The 19,192-nt window shown below is 63.8% G+C and carries 24 protein-coding genes and 1 tRNA gene; 14 read left to right on the forward strand and 11 right to left on the reverse strand.

Translation table 11 applies throughout. The features are described 5' to 3' along the window. Nucleotides 1–74 precede the first annotated feature (74 nt). From BN1233_RS01525 to BN1233_RS01535, 3 genes are all read right to left on the reverse strand, one after another. Nucleotides 75–374 (reverse strand): hypothetical protein, encoded by a 300-nt coding sequence (locus BN1233_RS01525; protein WP_046861730.1) that lies wholly within the window; start codon nt 372–374, stop codon nt 75–77. A 232-nt stretch (nt 375–606) separates the two neighbouring features. Continuing rightward, nucleotides 607–1,773 (reverse strand): MFS transporter, encoded by a 1,167-nt coding sequence (locus tag BN1233_RS01530; RefSeq protein ID WP_046861731.1) that lies wholly within the window; start codon nt 1,771–1,773, stop codon nt 607–609. Between the two features lie 167 nt (nt 1,774–1,940). Continuing rightward, nucleotides 1,941–2,372 (reverse strand): hypothetical protein, encoded by a 432-nt coding sequence (locus tag BN1233_RS01535; protein ID WP_147706921.1) that lies wholly within the window; start codon nt 2,370–2,372, stop codon nt 1,941–1,943. 131 nt (nt 2,373–2,503) lie between these two features. Between BN1233_RS01535 and BN1233_RS01540 the strand changes: the two genes are divergently transcribed. Further along, nucleotides 2,504–3,082, forward strand: a complete 579-nt coding sequence (locus tag BN1233_RS01540; protein WP_046861733.1) for a GNAT family N-acetyltransferase — start codon at nt 2,504–2,506, stop codon at nt 3,080–3,082. Between the two features lie 91 nt (nt 3,083–3,173). On the opposite strand, the gene BN1233_RS01545 is transcribed toward BN1233_RS01540, so the two are convergent. After that, complete coding sequence (locus tag BN1233_RS01545; protein ID WP_048708907.1) at nt 3,174–3,686, reverse strand: phasin family protein; 513 nt, start codon at nt 3,684–3,686, stop codon at nt 3,174–3,176. A gap of 579 nt (nt 3,687–4,265) precedes the next feature. Here BN1233_RS01545 and BN1233_RS01550 point away from each other — a divergent pair. Then, nucleotides 4,266–4,496 (forward strand): DUF6894 family protein, encoded by a 231-nt coding sequence (locus BN1233_RS01550; protein WP_046861734.1) that lies wholly within the window; start codon nt 4,266–4,268, stop codon nt 4,494–4,496. Between the two features lie 324 nt (nt 4,497–4,820). On the opposite strand, the gene BN1233_RS01555 is transcribed toward BN1233_RS01550, so the two are convergent. Next, nucleotides 4,821–5,192, reverse strand: coding sequence for a YciI family protein (locus BN1233_RS01555; protein WP_046861735.1), 372 nt, complete (start codon nt 5,190–5,192; stop codon nt 4,821–4,823). Between the two features lie 12 nt (nt 5,193–5,204). Continuing rightward, nucleotides 5,205–5,507 carry an MmcQ/YjbR family DNA-binding protein gene (locus BN1233_RS01560; protein ID WP_147706973.1) on the reverse strand — a complete coding sequence of 101 codons (303 nt, stop codon included), beginning with the start codon at nt 5,505–5,507 and terminating at the stop codon, nt 5,205–5,207. 235 nt (nt 5,508–5,742) lie between these two features. On the opposite strand from BN1233_RS01560, the gene BN1233_RS01565 reads away from it, so the two are divergent. The 6 genes from BN1233_RS01565 (at nt 5,743) to BN1233_RS01590 (ending at nt 11,310) form a co-directional block, all read left to right on the forward strand. Further along, the gene (locus BN1233_RS01565) at nt 5,743–6,090 is read left to right on the forward strand and encodes a hypothetical protein (protein WP_147706922.1); all 348 of its coding nucleotides are present in this window, start codon (nt 5,743–5,745) and stop codon (nt 6,088–6,090) included. A 378-nt stretch (nt 6,091–6,468) separates the two neighbouring features. Further along, nucleotides 6,469–7,032 carry a VUT family protein gene (locus tag BN1233_RS01570; RefSeq protein WP_046861738.1) on the forward strand — a complete coding sequence of 188 codons (564 nt, stop codon included), beginning with the start codon at nt 6,469–6,471 and terminating at the stop codon, nt 7,030–7,032. Nucleotides 7,033–7,296: 264 nt separating this feature from the next. Further along, nucleotides 7,297–7,680, forward strand: a complete 384-nt coding sequence (locus BN1233_RS01575; protein WP_046861739.1) for a response regulator — start codon at nt 7,297–7,299, stop codon at nt 7,678–7,680. Between the two features lie 271 nt (nt 7,681–7,951). Next, nucleotides 7,952–10,189 (forward strand): ATP-binding protein, encoded by a 2,238-nt coding sequence (locus BN1233_RS01580; protein ID WP_048708904.1) that lies wholly within the window; start codon nt 7,952–7,954, stop codon nt 10,187–10,189. Between the two features lie 18 nt (nt 10,190–10,207). After that, the gene (locus tag BN1233_RS01585) at nt 10,208–10,582 is read left to right on the forward strand and encodes a response regulator (RefSeq protein WP_046861740.1); all 375 of its coding nucleotides are present in this window, start codon (nt 10,208–10,210) and stop codon (nt 10,580–10,582) included. Between the two features lie 470 nt (nt 10,583–11,052). Next, nucleotides 11,053–11,310: a hypothetical protein gene (locus BN1233_RS01590; RefSeq protein WP_046861741.1), complete on the forward strand. Its 258-nt coding sequence runs from the start codon at nt 11,053–11,055 to the stop codon at nt 11,308–11,310. A gap of 137 nt (nt 11,311–11,447) precedes the next feature. Here the strand turns inward: BN1233_RS01590 and BN1233_RS01595 are convergent, their stop codons facing one another. Both BN1233_RS01595 and BN1233_RS01600 read right to left on the reverse strand, forming a co-directional pair. Next, a complete protein-coding gene (locus BN1233_RS01595; protein WP_046861742.1) occupies nt 11,448–11,849 on the reverse strand; it encodes a DUF6894 family protein in 402 nt (133 codons plus the stop codon). A 381-nt stretch (nt 11,850–12,230) separates the two neighbouring features. Further along, nucleotides 12,231–12,305, reverse strand: a tRNA-Gly gene (locus tag BN1233_RS01600). Nucleotides 12,306–12,486: 181 nt separating this feature from the next. Here BN1233_RS01600 and BN1233_RS01605 point away from each other — a divergent pair. The 4 genes from BN1233_RS01605 to BN1233_RS01620 all read left to right on the forward strand — a co-directional run bounded on the left by BN1233_RS01605 (nt 12,487) and on the right by BN1233_RS01620 (nt 14,900). Next, a complete protein-coding gene (locus tag BN1233_RS01605) occupies nt 12,487–13,023 on the forward strand; it encodes a prolyl-tRNA synthetase associated domain-containing protein (RefSeq protein ID WP_046861743.1) in 537 nt (178 codons plus the stop codon). Between the two features lie 78 nt (nt 13,024–13,101). Next, nucleotides 13,102–13,995: a thioredoxin gene (gene trxA / locus BN1233_RS01610; RefSeq protein ID WP_046861744.1), complete on the forward strand. Its 894-nt coding sequence runs from the start codon at nt 13,102–13,104 to the stop codon at nt 13,993–13,995. A gap of 24 nt (nt 13,996–14,019) precedes the next feature. Beyond that, nucleotides 14,020–14,688: an LON peptidase substrate-binding domain-containing protein gene (locus BN1233_RS01615; protein ID WP_046861745.1), complete on the forward strand. Its 669-nt coding sequence runs from the start codon at nt 14,020–14,022 to the stop codon at nt 14,686–14,688. A gap of 8 nt (nt 14,689–14,696) precedes the next feature. Continuing rightward, nucleotides 14,697–14,900, forward strand: coding sequence for a Trm112 family protein (locus BN1233_RS01620; RefSeq protein WP_046861746.1), 204 nt, complete (start codon nt 14,697–14,699; stop codon nt 14,898–14,900). 82 nt (nt 14,901–14,982) lie between these two features. Here the strand turns inward: BN1233_RS01620 and BN1233_RS01625 are convergent, their stop codons facing one another. Further along, nucleotides 14,983–15,864, reverse strand: a complete 882-nt coding sequence (locus tag BN1233_RS01625) for an HpcH/HpaI aldolase/citrate lyase family protein (RefSeq protein WP_046861747.1) — start codon at nt 15,862–15,864, stop codon at nt 14,983–14,985. 212 nt (nt 15,865–16,076) lie between these two features. Here BN1233_RS01625 and BN1233_RS01630 point away from each other — a divergent pair, with 212 nt between their 5' ends. Together BN1233_RS01630 and BN1233_RS01635 are read left to right on the forward strand one after the other, a co-directional pair. Then, nucleotides 16,077–17,012: a threonine/serine dehydratase gene (locus BN1233_RS01630; RefSeq protein ID WP_046862355.1), complete on the forward strand. Its 936-nt coding sequence runs from the start codon at nt 16,077–16,079 to the stop codon at nt 17,010–17,012. 123 nt (nt 17,013–17,135) lie between these two features. Beyond that, a complete protein-coding gene (locus tag BN1233_RS01635) occupies nt 17,136–17,810 on the forward strand; it encodes a carbonic anhydrase (RefSeq protein WP_046861748.1) in 675 nt (224 codons plus the stop codon). Between the two features lie 62 nt (nt 17,811–17,872). Here the strand turns inward: BN1233_RS01635 and BN1233_RS01640 are convergent, their stop codons facing one another. Beyond that, entirely contained in the window at nt 17,873–18,907 is a 1,035-nt protein-coding gene (locus BN1233_RS01640) for an aspartate-semialdehyde dehydrogenase (protein WP_046861749.1), read from the reverse strand. Between the two features lie 93 nt (nt 18,908–19,000). Continuing rightward, nucleotides 19,001–19,192: hypothetical protein (locus tag BN1233_RS49040; protein ID WP_048708902.1), on the reverse strand; the 192-nt coding region annotated here is incomplete at its 5' end.

Consider the following 19,192-nt stretch of genomic DNA (forward strand, 5'->3'; position numbering starts at 1 on the left):
CGCCCCGCCAGCGGGCAACTTCGGCAGATCGGACGGAGCCAGGAGCTTATTCGAGAGGTCATCATCAGCCCGCATCAGGAGTCCTGCAAGGATTGCGGAACCGTTGCTGCCATCCGTTTGTGAAGCGCCGTCAATCGGCGGACGTAAGGAGCCCGGCACTCCTCGTGACGTTGCCGGAGCGTTCTGAGCACCTCCTGCTTGAGCGCCTCGGGAACCCCGCTGTTCCTGACCGTCTCCAGGTCGCCGTCATAGGAACCGTCGATGTCTTCCAAGGCCGCCAAGAGGGCCTGGAAGGCCGACAGGACGTTTGGCAAGCATCCGCGGGCGGAACTCAGCTCGGTGCCGAGGGCGCCACGTTCACCGTTGTAAGCCAAAGAGCTCTCTCCATCGCCGAAACGGGAGAGGCCTCGCAAATGTGGTGCCAGACCGAGGCTTGCGCCTCCTGCATGCAGGGAGCAAAGGCGGCAAAGCGGTTATCGCTGCCAAGCTGACGTAGTCCCAGCCCGTTATCTCCGTGGCGCACAGCAGGCCAAAGCTTTGCTGGTGGGACGATCCTGTCGAGCAAGAGGGAATTGGATCCGGATGTCTTCGACGCTCCCTTGGGGGTTACGACCTCGGGGCCGGTGACAATCGTGCAAACACACTTCGCGAGCACAGCGCCACGATGAGGAGCATGGCAGCGACACACAGGAAGGCAAAGGGCAGAGATGCGAACTGGGCCAGCATGCCGATGATCGCCGGGCCGGAGAGGACGCCCGAATATCCGATGGTGGTAATGGCTGCGATCGCCAGGTCCTGCGGCATGCCCTTCTGCCTGCCGATGGCGGAGTACAGGACCGGGACGATGTTGGATGCGCCTAGACCCACCATTCCAAAGCCGATCAGGGCTGCAGCGAGGGATGGAGCCGCGGCTGCCAGGAAAAGCCCCGCCGCCGCACAGAGCCCGCCGAAGAGCAGGATCGCCCGGCCGCCGAGCGCCTGGACGATCCGATCGCCATTGAGCCTGCCGAGCGTCATCGCAACGGCAAAGACTGCATAGCCGAACCCGGCCAGAGAGGCATCAGCGCCGCGTGCATCGGTCAGGAACACGGCGCTCCAGTCGAGCATCGCGCCTTCGGCGAGAAAGACGATGAAGCACAAGCCCCCGATGAGCAGTACTTCGCCGCGCGGCAGGGCAAACACGGGCGAAACATCGCCCTGGCTGCCATAGGGGAGGAGATACCTTCCGAAGCCCAGAAGAAGGCCAAGGGTGGCAAAGCCGACGCACAGGGTAACTGTCAAGGGAGACGCGCCAAACCACAGGAGAGCCGCGGCCCCACCTGCACCTGCGATGCCGCCGACACTGAAGAAGCCGTGAAACCCGGACATCATGGTCCGCCCGCTCGCCTTCTCGACGAGTACGGCTTGGATGTTGATCGCTACGTCGATGGTGCCGATTCCGGCCCCGAAGATCAGGAGTGCGACGGCTAGGGAGAGGGGACTTGCGGCTGTTGCAAGGACGGGCAGCAAGGCATAGGCGATGGCGCTCGCCACGATGAGGACAAGGCGGCAGCCGAACCCCGATGCAATCGCCCCAGCTATAGGCATCGCAACGATGGAGCCGGTGCCCAGGCAAAGCAGCAGAAGGCCCAGCAGGCCGTCGTCGAGGCCGGCGCGGTTCTTTGCATATGGCACGAGAGGCGCCCATGCTGCTGTGCCGAAACCCGCGATGAAGAACGCGACCCTGGTAGCGATCTGCTGGAGCACGCCGGGCGCCGGATACGATGCTGCCATGGCTCGAGTCACGAATTGTCGTCCTTCCCTCGCGTCGCCGGATCAAAAATTCAGCGACCAGTCGTTGCCGTCGACGCCCGTGAATGCGTCCCCAATACGCTTTAGGCCGATATTCCCCCTCGACGTGGCATGAAAAGGTCGAATTCCCGCCGGCCCCATGGACCACATCAGCCGCGCCTGACGAGGACGGGCATCACTGCGTGTGTCGCCCAGAGCACCAGAGCTAGGGCAAGCGTCAGGGGAGTGAAACTGTCGAACCACGCCTCCACACTGCCGCGCACGAAGGGGCTGAGGCCCAGCTCGGCAACGAGCACCAGGGCCAGGGACAGAACTCCCATCTCCAGCCGGTGTCGAACATCGGATGGGACTCGGCACCAGCCTGTCGCAGCCCAGGCGCTCACCGCAATGGCCATCAACATGAACGGGGTTTCGAGCGGCTCTCCAACAACCCGCCCGAAGGCCGGTACGAAGAGAAGCTCCCGCACCGTCCCCAGGGCGAAGCCGGCGATCATGATCAAGAGGAAATAGACGAACGCTCCGAGGATAATCCGCATTGTCTCGAACCGGACGAGGCCGCAGCCGGGTGTTTGCCACATCATTGCGCGGGAGTCGCGGAGATGAGTGACGCGATGGTCATGACGTCCGCCATGGAATGGTGCGCGAGAACGATGCGGCGGAGCGTGGATGACGAACATGCCCTCGCTCACGATCCCACGGAGGGCCAAGGCCGATGATCGAAACCCGACGGCTCCTCCTGCGTGATGTTCTGCGCGCGGACGCCGAAGGATTCCATGCCTACCGGCGGCGCGAGGCCTATTGGCGGCATGTGCCGATGGAGCCACCGACGCGGAAGCAGATCGATGAATTCCTGGAGCAGTGCCTACGTGAGCAGGAGGAAAGCCCGCGCTCGTCCTATTGTCTTGCCGCAACCTTGAAGGACACGAACGAGATCGTGGGAGAAGCCCTCCTTCGCATTCGGAGCGCTCGGCATTGCCAAGGCGAAATGGGCTGGGCCGTCGCAGAACTTCATCAAGGGAAGGGCTTCGCCACCGAGATCGGGCTTGCTCTTCTTCGTTTCGGCTTTGGGGAAATCGGCCTTCATCGCATTTTCGCGCGCACGAGATGCGAGAACTTCGCCTCTCGGCGGGTGATGGCGAAAATCGGAATGCGCGAGGAGGGAATCCTCCGTGAGAACGTCCGGGCGCGCGGCGAGTGGTGGTCATCCGTTCAGTGCTCGATCCTAGTGCACGAATACGGCGCCGCGTCAGCGCCGGGTGGCGCAGTTCCGGCGGACGGCCCAATCTCGTAGCCTTTCGCTGTTGAAGAGTAATGCTCGTACGGCAAAGAGCGCCCGTGCCGGGCGCTCTAAAATTCCAATCATCACATGCAGGCGCGATCCGTCAGGCTGCTTTGCGGGCGCGATTGGCCGCTGGCTTGGTCTCGCTGCTGATCGTCTGGGCGGCTTCGTTGGCGATTTCGATCGAGTGCTCGGCGAGCTGGCGGCTGACATCGATCATGTAGTGCCAGTTGTTGCGCATCAGCTCGCTTTGCACGGCCACGAGGTCCTGCAGCGACCGGCATCGGGCCAGTTGCGTCAACCCATCAATGTTCTTCTGGAGCCCGTGCTGAGACAAGGTGAGCCACTCGCGGGACACGTCCTGGAAGCCGCGCGCCAGAATCGTGCCAGTCTCCGTCAGGGCGCCAAGATTCTCGCTCGCCTGACGCGCTACCGCTTCGCTTTCCCGACCCGACAGGCCGAGGACGCGCGTGAACTGTTCGGTCATGCGCCGGGCCCCGTCCAGTCCCACGATGGCGGCTTCCTGTGCAGAACCTGCTGCCGAGTCGATCGCTTGCTGACCGGCATCCTTGGCCTCGTTGGCCGCCTCGCTCACGCCTTTCCGAGTATCCGTCATGATCTGTATCTCCTGAAGATGTTCCCGTCCCGAACGGCATGGATTTCGCCGCTCGCCGATTGCTCAAACGCGATGCTGGATGCCCGCCGGGCCGTTCTTCGTGCTTGCTTTCGCGTGGCCGGCGGACGGGGACTAACGTGCCGGCGAGGGTTCGGTTTCAGCGTAGCCGCTGGCGGGGCTTGCCTTGCAGGTCTCTTCAAAGATCTCGTCCGAGCGCAAGGGTGTGGCATCAGTGGCAGGCCGGCCCATGGGAACGAAGGCCAGATCCGCTTACCGCCGATTCCGGAAGCCGGTGTTCATCACGGCGGTTCCGACCGGGAGGACCGAGATCTTGGCGGGAGAGGTTTCCTCCAGGCCAAAGCTGCCCGTTCGCTCCGGATCGAGATCCCGGGAGCAAGGGCCGTTCGACGGAGGCCCCTTGGAATCCGACGGATTCGACGGGGTGCATAAGCCCTATGGCCGATCTTGCCACTTTCCTCCCTCCGAAAGGAGGCCCTCCCAATTCATCCATCGCACTGTGCAGGCGCTTGTCGCACGATGCAGGTTCCAGTGGCGCATGGCGAAGCTCGGAGCCCACCCATGTCGCGATACTACCTCCACCTGGCGAACCAGCACGAGATCATTCTGGACAAAGACGGCGTCGAAGCCACAGACCCGGATGAGGTGTATACCGAAACCGTGAGAGCCCTAGAGGAACTGCGGAGGAAGAGCCCGGCGGAAGCCCCAAGATGGGAAGGCTGGAGACTAGATGTCACCGAAGCTTCCGGAGTCGTCATCTTCTCGATCAGTCTTGCGGAGCCGCTGCACTGATCGCGAAGCCTCGGCCTCTCGCTTCGCAAGCTGATGTGCACTGAGGGCCTGTAGCATCTTGCGAACGTGGTCGCGAATACGCTTCACGCTTTCGGCAGATGCTGCTTCGTCGTAAGCCGGCACAAACAGTCCCCTGATCCACGCTTGCCATCTCGCCCGAGATGCAAATACCCGCCAGTCTGGACGTGCTGTTGACCTACGTAGATTTCGTGAGGAGCCTAAACACCGGCCAAGAGGATTAGGCCAGACGGACAGTGGCGTCCTCGAGCCGTGATCACTCCGATGTGCGAATTCCGGTCGGGCTTGCCGTCCAATCCGCACCCGTTATGGGTCGATTCGTCCCGGGCGAAACACTCCGATAGGACGGATCTCGTAGGCGCCGCCCGGATTGGCTGCCCCGAGTTCCCGCGCGATGTCGAGCACCTCGTCGAGATCAGCGCAGTCGACGACATAGAAGCCGAGCAACTGTTCCTTGGTCTCGGCGAAGGGGCCATCGATCACCAGCGGCGGCTCGCGATCCTTGCGCAACGTCGTGGCTGCTTTCGTGGGCATGAGGCGCGCGACCGGTCCGAGCTTGCCTTGGCGCGCCAGCTTGTCCTGAATGACGGCAAGCTTCGTCATGACAGCATCATCCTGCTCCCGCGACCAGGCGCCGGTAATCGTCTCGTCGTGATAGCAGAGGATAGCGTATTGCATCGGGTTGCGTCCTTATGTGGCTTGCCGGCGCGCTCGTTTCCTCGGCAAGGCATGCTGCCATGCCAGCTCGAGCGCAGCCTGGAGCTCCACCGGGTTGAGCGCTGCGAGCGTCACCGTAGTCCAACCCTGCTGGCCCCAGGCATTGGGCACCGGCCGGAACGCTTCGGGCGCCATCATGCATTTGAATTCTTGCTCATCGCGGGAGAGTTTGAGGTTGGCGGTCAGGCCATCCGGCGCCAGCGTGGCATAGATGCGTGCAACCTTGAACGCCACGCGCTCGAAATGCGGCGCTTCTGTCGTCCCATCGAGCGACATTGCGATGTGTCGGAAGTGCTGTACCGTGGGCATGAGACTACCTCCCATATCTTCGGCGGAGATGACCCAGCGCCTCCTTGCTCGATACCGCGCCGGCTGCCGATTCGCCGTCCGCCTCGACAGCGACCATGACCCTCGTACCCGGCGACTCCTTTCACTGCGCTTAAGGGCGACTGGCGTCACTGCGAGAGGGTCGCCCAGTGAGCTGCGCAATCAGGCGGGCGCAAGTTTGAGGATGATGCTTCCGTTCAATGCGAGCACGATGCCGCCGGCGAGCCGCATCGAGTGTTTCACCAACGAGACAAAAAAGAAGCGCCCCATGGAGAGCGGGGCGCTTGACCGGCAATGTCGGGTAAGGGAAATCATGCCGGCCACGCTTGTCCTACTCGACCAGCGAATCGCCGGCCTTGACTTAAGTCAAGCAAACCCTGTTCAGGGCGGTCGATTCCAGGTGAAGATGACGCGCTCTGCGCCGATGACGGTTCTTGGGCCCGTTCAGATCATCGGTGTCGAAGGAGTGGATGCGTCCGCGCACGGTTCTGCCATCAAGGTTCGCACGAGCCGCTCCTTGACAAGTCTCTGAACGGTACCGTCGTTGCGAGCCGGAGGCGAGCCATCCGTCGACGGGTAGATTGCTTCACTGCGTTCGCAATGACGAAGAGGGCGTAAGAGCGGGAGGTGCAGGGCCGGAACCGGAGCAGCGCCGGGCCCACTGCCGTTCTTGCGCGCCGCGGGCGTGATGCACTGCCCGTCTCATCACACTCCCGTCCTTGCGAGCCGGAGGCGAAGCAATCTACCCCTCGACAGATGCGCGCATGGATCGCTTCGCTCCGCTCGCGATGACGACGAGGGTGGCGTGGGTCATGGAGACAGCGGCGAACCGGCGCAACGGCATGCATCCCGCGGGTGTTATATCGAGCCCCGGTATCGGTCGGCCCCGGCCGTGTGTAAGGAGTGCAGCATGGATCTCGCCACCCGCCGCAGGCTCGAAGGCCTGGCGTTTCTCGCGGCTTACGCGGCCTCGATCCCGGCGGCGAACTGGATGATCGGCCATGTCGGGACCGTCTGCCCGCCGGACAGCCCGTGCCTGATCCCGGTCGCGCCCGGGCTGCTGGCGCCAAGCGGCGTCGTGATGGTCGGGCTGGCGCTCGTCCTGCGCGATCTCGTGCAGCGCCGGCTCGGCAAGGCATGGGGGCTCGCAGCCGTGCTCGCCGGCGCGGTGCTGTCGACGCTCGTTGCACCGCCTGCGCTCGCCGTCGCCTCGGGCGCCGCATTCCTGATCTCCGAACTCGCCGATTTTGCGGTCTACACGCCCCTGCAGCGCCGCGGGCTCGTGCTCGCGGTAGTGGCGAGCAGCACCGTCGGACTTGTCCTCGACAGCCTTGCCTTCCTGTGGCTCGCCTTCGGGGACCTCTCCTTCCTGGCTGGGCAGGTCATCGGCAAGGGCTGGATGGTGCTGCTCTCCATCCCGGTCATCTGGCTGCTCCGCGAACGCGACACCCGCATCGGGCTCCAGCCCGCCTGAGCCGGGATGTGCGTCGTCATGTCCCCGGCAGGCCTACGGGCCGCAGGAACTCGCAAGTGTGCGCCCGGTCCATGGCACGATCTCTACGATCGTTAGCAAGACGACAAGAGATGCTCAGCGAGTGGTTCCGTCACCCATACAACGGGCATTCCCGCCGCTGCCTTGATGCACACAACTGTTCGAGGGACGAGCGCGGTATGGCTAGAGAATCCTTAACTCGTCACCGGTAAGTCGACCGTCAGGGCATGACCTGGGACGAGCAGCATGTCGATTTTGGTGGTGGATGACGAGCCTCTCGTAACAAGACTCGTCACCCGGCTTTTGAGAACGTTTTATTTTGACGAGATCGAGACAGCTCATGATGGTGCGACCGCTCTCGAGATGCTGCGTGAGAGCAGGTATGAGCTCGTCATTTCGGACTACCGCATGGAGCCCGTCACGGGCTTGGAACTTCTGGCCAGCATACGGGCCAACTCCCAATTGCGAGAGACCTGCTTCCTCATGATGGCGGGTGGAACCGAAACCGAGCTGGTTAGTGCAGCCTACTCTGCCGGGATGGATGCTTTCATCCTGAAGCCCTTCTCGGCCTCCATGCTGCGTTCCAAGCTCCGCGAGATCTGCGAGAGCAAGCGTTTGCTGCTCTCCTGAACGCTCCCGGCAGGGCCGGAAAGCATAGAGGTCCAAGGTCCTCCTGTAACCAGGCGGATCCGCTGATCACCTCGGTCCATTGCTCTCCCAGGCTCACATCTCTGGGAGTCGCGTTGAGAAAGCGCACGCCGCCACTCTGACCTGCAACCGTCCATCCTCTTGCCGCCCTCACGAGCGCGCCTTATTCGACGCATCTTGAAGCGCTTTCCCTTCAGTATCCGTCGTAAGCGTTCATATCGGGCAGCGTTCTTCCATCGGTCGAACCCACGTCATGTGGGATTCTCAACAAGCTCACGTGTTCCGGCATGTCATGACGCTCGACCCGAATACTCTTGGTCTGATCTTTGTCCTTCTCGCGTTCGTTCTTGGAGGGCTTCTTCTCTTATCCTGGGCGCTCAATCGGGAAGTCCGCAGCCTTGGATGGTGGGGATCGGCCTTCGTTCTGGTTTCCATAGGAATGAGCCTCGTGAGCCTGGGACAAGGCTCACCGAGCGGGCGGGTGTTGATCCTGGCGAACGGCCTCGTCGCTCTGGCTTACGGATGCCAGTATATCGGCTGTCGTGTCTTCAATCGCCGCTCTGCCAGCATCGGGACAGGGTGTATTGGGCTGGCGCTCTGGTTAGTGGCCTGGCCCTTCATCGGCGAGTGGTTTCTGGCTCGCTTTCTGATGATGTCCGTCATTATCAGCGGATACACGTGCATGTCTGCCTGGGAGTTATGGCAACACGCGCGCACCAGGCTCACGTCCCAGCTGCTCGCCATCATTCTCCTGCTCGGGAGCGCTGGCTTTCACTTATCCCGAGGAGTGCTCAGTCTCGTTCAAACCACGCATCCCTGGATCGACGCATGGACGAGCAGGTGGTCGGCCGAAGTAGCATTCGTGTTTCTGCTTTATATTCCGGTGCTTGCGTTCGTGTACCTCTCGATGGCGAAGGAGCGAATCGAGGAGGATTACAGGCAGGCGGCAATCCGCCTTCAGGAAAGCGAGACCCGCTTCCGGGACTATGCTGAAGTCGCCGCCGACTGGCTTTGGGAGCTCGACCAGGATCTCAACTTCACTCGGCTGACCGGACGGAAGGCCCAAGCGTTCGGCCGCCCCGTGGCGGAGGTCCTGGGCCAGTCGATCCGGTCGCTCATCACGGCCGGCGCCACTGACGACGCATCAACCCGGGCCCTCGAGCACTTCCAGGCTCGGGAGCCGTTTCGAGACCTGGAGTCCCATTTGAAGGATCCGGATGGTGTGAGCAGGTGGCTTTCCAGCAGTGCCCGGCCCCTTTTCGACCATGCCGGCAGGTTCACCGGCTATCGCGGCGTTACGACCGATCTGACCGAGCACAGACGCCTCGAGGCACAGCTCGTGCAGGCGCAGAAGATGGAGGCTATCGGTCAGCTTACGGGCGGCCTCGCGCACGACTTCAACAACCTGCTTGGAATCATCATCGGCAATCTCGACTTCCTGAAGGATCGTCTCGATGCGGATATCGAAGCCAGAGAGGCGCTCGACGAGTCGCTCGAGGCGGCATGGCGGGGAGCCAATCTCAACCGGAGCCTGCTCGCGTTCGCCCGCCGCCAGCCTCTCAAGCCGAGGCGGCTCGACGTCAACGAATTGGTCCGCAATACGGCGCGGCTGCTCGGACGTGCTCTCGGAGAGACCATCGATCTGAGGCTATCGCTTGCCCCGAATCCTGGAACTGTCCTCGCCGATCCTGCGCAATTGGAAGCGGCCATCACGAACCTCCTGGTGAATGCGCGAGACGCCATGCCCGAGGGTGGACGGTTGATCATCACGACGGAGAACCTGCGCTTTCACGAGGATTCGGGACCGGACCACGCCGATGTCACTCCCGGTCATTACGTCCTGATCGAAGTGACGGATTCGGGGAGCGGAATTGGTTCGGAGAACCTGTACCGGGTTTTCGAACCCTTCTTCACGACCAAAGAGGGCAAGGGCACCGGTCTCGGCCTCAGTCAGGTGCTGGGCTTCATCAGACAATCGGGGGGACACGTTCGGATCTCGAGCGAGGTGGGTTCAGGGACGACCGTTCGGCTATATCTTCCGGTGTTGGCCGATGAGGGATGGACAGCCGAGCCGCAGCCGGAGTCCCTCGATCGCGTCGCGCAACCGGGAACGCGGGAAGTGATCCTGGCGGTCGAAGACAACGAAGCCCTCCGGCGCGTCCTGGTGAAGCAACTCCGCGATCTCGGATACAATGTGCTTCAGGCCAGCACAGGCGAAGCTGCGCTGGAGATCCTGCGAACGGATACCCGGATCGATCTGCTCCTGACCGACATCGTCATGCCGGGCGGGCTGAACGGATATGAACTCGCGCGGGAGGCGCTAAAGGCTCGACCCGATCTCAAGCTGCTCTACACATCCGGTTTTCCCGAAGCCGCTTTCGGACGCGAGGGTGAATTGCGACCGGGCGACCTCCTGCTCGGGAAGCCGTATCGGAGCGAGGAACTGGCACGGTCGTTGCGCGAGGCCCTTGGGGCTTCGCCCGCCGCTTGAGACGATTCGGGGAGTGCGATGGCCTTAGTTCTCGTAATCGATGACGAACCCGGGATGCGGCGCACCATGCATCGCTTCCTGAAGGACGCCGGACACACGGTTCTCGAAGCCCCGAGCGGGAGCATCGGGCTCCGCCTCTTCGAGGAGGCCGCGCCTGATCTCGTGATCCTGGATCTCTTCATGCCGGAGAAGGAGGGGATTCAGACGATGAGAGAAATGCGGGAGATCCGCCCGGATGCGAAGATCATCGCCATCTCCGGAGGAGGCCGGTATGGCCTCAATCTGCTGGATGGCCTTGAGCAGCTTGGAGCGACCGACACGCTCGCCAAGCCCTTCGGAAAGGATGCATTCCTGAGTTCTGTCGAGCGGGCGATCGAATCTGCAGGCAAATGAGCGGTGGGCCTCATCGACAAGTACGAAGCCGAGGAATGTGTGATCCAACGCGGCAAACGCATGGGTCAGCCGACGAAGCCTCGGACCAAGAAGTTCACGATCAACCGTCTTCGGCCTCAAGTCGTGCCGATGCTCGGCTAGTAACGCGAAGCCGGAAGCCATGATAATCGACCGCGTAGCCGGGCGGATGCAGCTTTAGCTCGCGGTGGCTGATGAAGGGCTCACGGGTCCTTCGTCACATAGGCTTGTGCAAACTTTTCGATGTCTCCCCCACTCAGCTGTCCGGCACCCGGATGGTTCACGTTCCCTACGAGGGCCAGGACTGGGAAAGCGGCGAGGGAACGGCTACGATTCACGCGCCCCATGCGTTCCCGGCGGTTGTCCTGCCGGCAGGTTGTGGGTAGACGCCCGCCTTCCCCATCTGAGGCATCAAGACTCCCAACAACAGAAGAAACGCAAGGAGCCATCAGTTGCTTTCGAGTGCTCAGTTGCGGACCCTTCGGTTGCTCGCCGAGGGACCCGCGTATCGCATCGTGAACTCACCCCGGCAGGACGATTACACGTGGATCCATCACGGGGACCAAGAGAGATCCATCACGAGGACCCTGCATGCCCTGCTCGTGAAGGGTCACGCCACGGTGACGCCCTGCAAGGGCAAGGCTGTCATCACCGAAGAGGGAAAGAAGGTGATGGCGATGCACCGGAGGGCCACCTTAAGAGCAGCCTAACGTGTCACGTGGATTGTGGTCACAGAGCCTTGCTGCCGGACCTTCGCGGCGAGACTCCCTTCTTGTCGCTCGCGCGTTCCCGGACAGGATCCCGCGCCGCCAGACCGCCCGTCACTACGCAGCCACAGCAATTGTCATCAGGTATCCCCCGAGATACTGCCAAGATCGATGCTGAAGGCGACTGCGCCTCGGGCATCGGTGACCTCGATCCACCAGCCCATCCAATCCGTATTGGCCTCGGAGCCCTCCCGGCGGAGTTCGCGGATGGCCTCGATGGCTCCGGCTCGGGCCTCCTCGAGATCGGCCACGCGGACTCCGACCTCATCTGGAATGACGACGTGCCCATCCGTGAGATGGAAGTAGTAATGTTGCACCTGTACCTCTCGTGGCTGACCTCCTTGCGCGTCGCTATGGGGAGCACTGGTCGCTGTGACCGAGGTGGAGTTGTGTAGTTCCGAACGGCAGATGAATTCTGCCGTGCGTGCACGGCTCCGGCGCTCGGCACGGTATTCCTGCGGATGCCCGCCGATCGCTGTCATCGGCCAAGATGATCCTGATCCCTTCAACCTCTCGCCGACATGACGCCGGGATTAACTATCGGTCACGCGAGCGTTGCTCGCATGCCGTGAAGGGAAAAGCAGGTTGCAGCCACGGCCCGGGGCGGCGCGACATTCGGCGGCAGCTGGGAGTCCGAGGCGGCTCGATCCCGCGATGATGCCAGCCTTGCGGATCATTTGCGCTCGCTGAGCTGAGAGACGCGCTGTCAACCAGGGCATGGCCCTTCACACCGCCAGCTTCGCAGGCGGCAGCAGGAAGGTTTAACGTGGATTCACCCTTCCCAGGGTGAACCCCAAGGCCGGACAGCAAAAAGCCGCCCGAAGGCGGCTCTTGCGCAAACCCTTGCTGATGCTTGGGAAATTTGGAGCGGGCGAAGGGATTCGAACCCTCGACCCCAACCTTGGCAAGGTTGTGCTCTACCCCTGAGCTACACCCGCGCTCCGCGACGTTGGTCACGCCGTTGCGAGGCGGCCCATATGCCCGCAATTTCCTCGCCTGACAAGAGGGGCGTGCGTCCAATCGTGCAACACAGGGGCGGCTCCCTTGAGGCTCGGGAGAGGGGCGGCTAGAAGCGCGGCATCAGGCCGCTCGGCCAAAGTCCTCATCGTCAGCTCCGTCATGCCACTTTCCCCGCAGGATCTCCTGGCCTTTCTCGATCGCCTCGGCATTCCGGCCGAGACATACGATCACGAGCCAGTCTTCACCGTGGCCGAATCGCGGCCCGTCAAGGCGCGCATCCCGGGCGCCCATTCGAAGAACCTCTTCGTGAAGGACAAGAAGGGCCAGTTCTTCCTGATCACCGCGCAGGACGAGACCGCAATCGACCTCAAGAAGGTGCACGAGGTCATCGGTGCGTCCGGGCGGCTGTCCTTCGGCTCAGCCGACCAGCTCCGCACGCTCCTCGGCGTCGAGCCGGGCTCGGTCACTCCCTTTGCGATCCTCAACGACACCGAGGGGCGCGTGACGCTCATCCTCGACGCCAATCTCATGGAGAACGAGCGGGTGAACTTTCATCCGCTGGTGAATTCGATGACGACCGGGATATCGCGGGAGGATCTCGTGCGCTTCGCGAAAGCCACCGGTCACGAGCCCCGGATCGTCCGCCTTCCGGCTCCCGCCGCGCAGGAGACCGAGACGGCCGAGGCCGCCTTCTAGGCCACAATTGCCAGACGCGTCGGGCCTCCCCATCTCAGCCTTGCACCCTTCTTCTCTCACTCTACGCTCGAGGAAACCATGCTGGCAGAAAATCCCGCCGCGGCCGGAGACCTGATCAAGGACACCACCACGGCTACCTTCCGCCAGGACGTCCTGACGGAGTCGATGCGCCAGCCGGTGCTCGTCGATTTCTGGGCGCCATGGTGCGGGCCGTGCAAGCAGCTCACGCCGGTCATCGAAAAGGTCGTCAAGGCGGCGGCCGGCAAGGTGAAGCTCGTCAAGATGAACATCGACGAGCATCCGCAGATTGCCGGCCAGCTCGGGATCCAGTCGATCCCGGCCGTCATTGCATTCCAACGAGGCCAGCCCGTGGATGGCTTCATGGGCGCCTTGCCCGAGGCGCAGATCAAGGGTTTCATCGAGCGGCTTGTCGGGCCGGTCACCGGCGCCGTTGAGGAACTCCTGAAAGAGGCTGCAGCGCTTGCGGAGGAGGGGGACGCCTCCGGGGCTGCCGAGATCTACGCGGCGGTGCTTGCGCAGGATCAGGAGAACGCCGCTGCGATCGCGGCGCTCGCGAAGCTCCATCTCGACATGCAGGACCTTGAGGGCGCCAAGCGCTTTCTGGCAATGGCGCCGAAGGACAAGGCGAACGATCCAGCCATTGCCGCCGTGCGGGCCGCCATCGATCTCGCCGAGCAGGCCGCATCGCTGGGCGATCTCGCCGAATTGCAGCACCGGGTCGACGCCGATCCTCTCGACCACCAGGCCCGGTTCGATCTCGCGGTCGGGCTGGCCGGCAAGGGGAGACGCAAGGAGGCCGTGGACCACCTCCTTGAAATCGTGCGCCGGGATCGCAGTTGGAACGATGACGGCGCGCGCAAGCAGCTCGTCCAGTTCTTCGAGGCCTGGGGCCCGAAGGACGAGACGACGATCGCGGGACGGCGGAGGCTCTCCTCGATTCTCTTCGCGTAGCCGCGTTCGGCTCGGGAGTGCGGCATGGGAATGAATGCGGTTTACCGGGGGCCTCAGGACTGCCCGGCGGTGATCCCGATGTTCCCGCTTCCAGGTGCGCTACTCCTGCCGCGAGGCCAGATGCCGCTCAACATCTTCGAGCCTCGCTATCTCGCGATGGTCGACGATGCCTTCCGGACCGATCGCATGATCGGCATGATCCAGCCGGATGCGGATGGCGGCGGAACGCCCCTCGTTCCGAAGCTCTACCAAGTGGGCTGCGCGGGCCGGATCACGCAGTTCGCGGAGACGGGTGACGGGCGATATCTGATCACGCTCGTCGGCGTCGCGCGGTTTCGCGTCGTCGAGGAACTCTCGACGACCACGCCCTATCGCCAGTGCCGCGCCGACTTCGAGGCTTATGCTGCCGATTTCACGCCGCGGGCGGGAGAGGACGAGGTCGATCGCGCCGGGGTCCTGAAAGCGCTCAAGGACTTCGTCGCCGCTGCGGACGCGCGGGTCGACTGGAAGGGCATCGACCAAGCGCCCAACGAGGCGCTCGTGAATGCACTCTGCATGATGAGTCCGTTCGGCGCGCGCGAGAAACAGGCCCTGCTCGAAGCGCGGGATCTCAAGGCCAGGGCCGAGGTGCTCATCGCGATTACCGAGATCGAGCTTGCCCGCGGCGGCGGTCCGGAAACCCTGATGCAGTGAGAGTCCCGATGAGCGACGATAAACCTGCTCCCGTTGAAGCGACCCGGATCGACCCGAAGCTTCTCGAGCTGCTCGTCTGTCCGCTGACGAAGAGCTCGCTCGATTACGATGCGGAGCGCCAGGAGCTGATCAGCCGCCAGGCGAAGCTCGCCTATCCGATCCGCGACGGCATCCCGATCATGCTGCCGGAAGAGGCGCGCCCGCTGGAGTGAGAATTTCAGTGGTGGTGCGGCCATTCACACCCGGCTGGGCAGCAGCCAGCAGCCGGGTGAAGGAGAGAGCCTCCGGGCTTTCCTATTGAGACCGCGCCGCGATCGCCTCGGCGAGTTCCACCGTCCGGCGCGCGATGTCCGCGTGCATCCGCTCGACCATGCGGCCATCGAGGGAGATCGCGCCCTTGCCCTGATTCTCCGGCTTCTCGAAAGCCGCGATGACGGCTCTCGCGTGCTCGATCTCCTCCGGGAGCGGCGCGAAGATCTCGTTGGCGGGCGCGATCTGGTTCGGGTGGATCAGTGTCTTGCCGTCGAATCCGGCATCGCGGGCCTGCTCGCATTCGGCGCGGAATCCGGCGTCGTCGGCGAGCGTGTTGTAGACGCCGTCGAGGATGTCAAGGTCATGGGCACGCGCGGCGAGAATTGCCGTCATCAGCCACGGCAACAGCACGGCCCGGCCCGGCAGGATACGGGCGCGGGTTTCCTTCGCGAGATCATTCGTCCCCAGCACGAGACATTCGAGGCGCGTATCGACGTCCCGCGCGGCGCTCGCGATCGCTTCCGCGTTCAGGATCGCAAGCGGCGTCTCGATCATGGCCCACACCCGGATGCGTTCGGCCGCACCAAGGCGCCGCAGGCGCGTCCCGATCGCGACGAGATTCTCTGGCGAAGAAACCTTAGGGATGAGAATCGCAATCGGCCCCGCAGCGGCAACGGCCGCGAGGTCTGCCTCGCCCCAGGGCGTGTCGAGCGCATTGATGCGCACGACGACCTCCCGGTCGCCGTAACCGCCGGTCGTTACGGTGTCACAGACCTGCTTCCGCGCGTGATCCTTCGTCTCCGGTGCGACGGCATCCTCGAGGTCGAAGATCACGGCGTCGGCCGGAAGGGTTTTTGCCTTCTCGAGGGCTCGTGCGTTGGAGCCCGGCATGTAGAGTACGCTGCGGCGGGGGCGCATGCTCATCCTGGTTTCCTCTCTGATCGGCGTTGTCGGCACGGTTTGTTACCCTGTCGTGAGCCCATGGCAATCGTGCGTGCCGCATTGTCGCGGTTCACGCGCGGAGTCGTGGCGGATGTCCACTGCCGATGCGCGGCCTCGCCTCTTGCGGTGAGGGACTCCATCGCGGCAGGACGGTATCCGGTTGGCCGCTCTTTGCTCCAACGATGAAGATCGCCATGACATCACCGCTTTCCCGCGATGCGATCCGGACCGCCGCTATGCGCATTGCAGGCTATGTGCGCCGCACGCCTGTGCTCCATGTCGATTCCGCCTTCGGCCATGGTGGCCCCGTCAGCCTGAAGCTCGAATTTCTGCAGCATGCCGGCTCGTTCAAGGCCCGCGGCGCCTTCAACACGCTTCTCTCGGCCGGCGATCTGCGGGCCGGTGTCGCGGCCGCGTCGGGCGGCAATCACGGGGCCGCAGTCGCGCTCGCAGCGCGGCGGCTCGGCCTCCCGACGCGGATCTTCGTCCCCGAAACGTCGAGCCCGGCCAAGGTCGCCGTGATCCGCGCGCAGGGCGCCGAGGTGGTGATCGGCGGCGCCCGCTATGCGGATGCCCAGGAGGCCTGCGACCGTTACGTCGCCGAGACCGGGGCACTGGAGGTGCACCCGTTCTCGGCCGAGCCCACCATGGCGGGCCAGGGAACCGTGGCGCTCGAATGGGAGGAGGATGGTCCCGCCCTCGATACGGTGCTGGTCGCCGTGGGTGGCGGCGGCCTGATCAGCGGCATCGCGAGCTGGTGGACCGGACGGGTGAAGGTCATTGGGGTCGAGCCCGAGGGATCCCGCGCGCTGCAGGCTGCCCTGAAGGCCGGCGGCCCCGTCGATGTCGATGTTGCCTCGGTCGCGGCCGATTCGCTCGGGGCGCGCAATGTCGGCCCGCTCGTCCACGCGATCTGCCGTGAGACGGTCTCGGACGTCGTCCTCGTGACGGACGAGGCCATCCGCGCAGCGCAGGCCGAACTGTGGCGAGATTGGCGGATCGCCGTCGAGCCCGGTGGCGCTGCGGCACTCGCAGCCCTCCTCTCGGGCGCTTACCGGCCAGAACTCGGCGAGCGCATCGGCGTCCTTCTCTGCGGGGCCAATGTCGACCTGGGCACGCTGGCAATGTGAGCGCGGCCGAACCGGCGATTGCATCGCGAAAACCGGTGTCGCTCCGGTCATTCGGCGATAAATACCCGCATCTGGTGATCGCCCGGCCCGATCGAGCGTGCACGTGATGGAAAGTGAGGTCCGATGTTTCCCGATCGACTGTCAGAAGGCTACCGCTCCTTCCTCGGCGGGCGTTTCCCACACGAGCGCAGCCGCTACAAGGCGCTCGGGGAGCGCGGGCAAAGTCCGGAGATCATGATCATCGGGTGCTGCGACAGCCGCGTCTCGCCCGAGGTGATATTCGACGCCAGCCCTGGCGAAATGTTCGTCGTGCGCAACGTCGCCAATCTCGTTCCCCCCTACAAGCCCGACGAGGATCATCACGGAACGAGCGCGGCCCTGGAATTCGCCGTCCAGGCCCTCAAGGTGAAGCACATCGTCGTGCTCGGTCACGCCCGCTGTGGTGGTATCCGCGCCTTCGCGGATCATGCAGCGCCGCTCTCGCCGGGCGACTTCATTGGGCGCTGGATGAACCTGATCGCGCCGGCCGCCGAGCGGCTCGATCCGTCTCAGGGCGATTTTGCGGAATACCTTACGAAGCTCGAATTGGCGTCGATCGAGCTCAGCCTCGAGAACCTGATGACGTTTCCCTGCGTGCGGATTCTGGTCGAACGCGGGCGCCTGCAACTGCATGGCGCCTATTTCGGCGTCGCGACCGGCGTGCTGATGCTGCGCGATCCCGCGACCGGCGCCTACGCACCCGTGGTCGCGGAACCCCCGGAGGCCTATTCGCCGCTCCGGTGCGAGGAAAGCCCGTAGCGCGGCCGCCGACCCCCGAAGATTGCGCTCCGGCCGTTTCGAGCGGCCGGAGCGACGGCCGATCAGGCTGCCTGACGCTTCGGCTCGATAAGGTGCCGGTTGATGAGGGCTTCGGCGATCTGGATCGTGTTGAGCGCCGCACCCTTGCGGAGGTTGTCCGAGACGCACCAGAACGCGATGCCGTTCTCGACGGTAGCATCTTCGCGGATGCGCGACACGTAGGTGGCGTCTTCGCCAGCCGCCTCGTGCGGCGTGATGTAGCCGCCCGGCTCGCGCTTATCGACGACCAGCACGCCCGGGGCTGAGCGCAGGATGTCGCGCGCCTCGTCCGCCGTGATCGGCTTCTCGAATTCCACGTTCACGGCCTCCGAGTGCCCGATGAACACAGGCACGCGCACGCAGGTCGCGGTCAGCTTGATGCGCGGATCGAGGATCTTCTTCGTCTCCGCCATCATCTTCCACTCTTCCTTCGTGAAGCCGTCCTCCATGAAGACGTCGATATGCGGAATGACGTTGAAGGCGATGCGCTTCGGGAACTTCTTCTCCTCGACGTTCTGCAGCGAATAGAGCGCCTTGGTCTGGCGGTCGAGCTCGTCCATGCCTTCCTTGCCGGCGCCAGACACCGACTGATAGGTCGAGACCACCACGCGCTTGATCGTGGCGTGGTCGTGCAAGGGCTTGAGCGCGACGACGAGCTGCGCCGTCGAACAGTTCGGGTTCGCGATGATGTTCTTCTTGCGGAAGTCGCGAACGGCATCGCCGTTGACCTCCGGCACGACGAGCGGCACGTCGGCATCGTAACGCCAAGCGGACGAGTTATCGATCACCACCGCGCCCTGGGCCGCGATGCGGGGCGACCATTCCCGGGACGCGTCGCCGCCGGCCGACATCAGGCAGATGTCGACATCCGAGAAGTCGTAGGTGTCGAGAGCCTTGGCTTTCAGGGTCTTGTCCCCGAAGGACACGTCCGTGCCCTGGCTGCGGCGCGAGGCGAGCGCAACGACCTCGTCGGCCGGGAAGGCGCGTTCGGCCAGGATATCGAGCATCTCCCGGCCCACATTACCCGTCGCACCCACGACGGCGACCTTGAAACCCATGGTGATCTCCTTGATCTCGCTCTCCCCGGATCGGTCTGAAGCCCTCTCGGGCGTGGCTCTCACCCCGACGGGAGAGAAGGCCGGGGACGAGCGTTAGCCGGCCGCTTTCGCGACCGTCGTGACGGTTTTCGCTTTCGTGAGAGTGAGCGTGGTCATCGTCATCGTCCGGGGCAGCATCCGGGCCCCCTCGCCACCAACACACCAAAGCGTGCACGAGGTCAAGACGGATGGAGCCGCGACGCAGCCTGGACGGATGCGCGCCACCTGATGGGGTGCGGCCCGGCC

The sequence above is a fragment of the Microvirga massiliensis genome (assembly GCF_001006805.1).
GTDB lineage: Bacteria > Pseudomonadota > Alphaproteobacteria > Rhizobiales > Beijerinckiaceae > Microvirga > Microvirga massiliensis.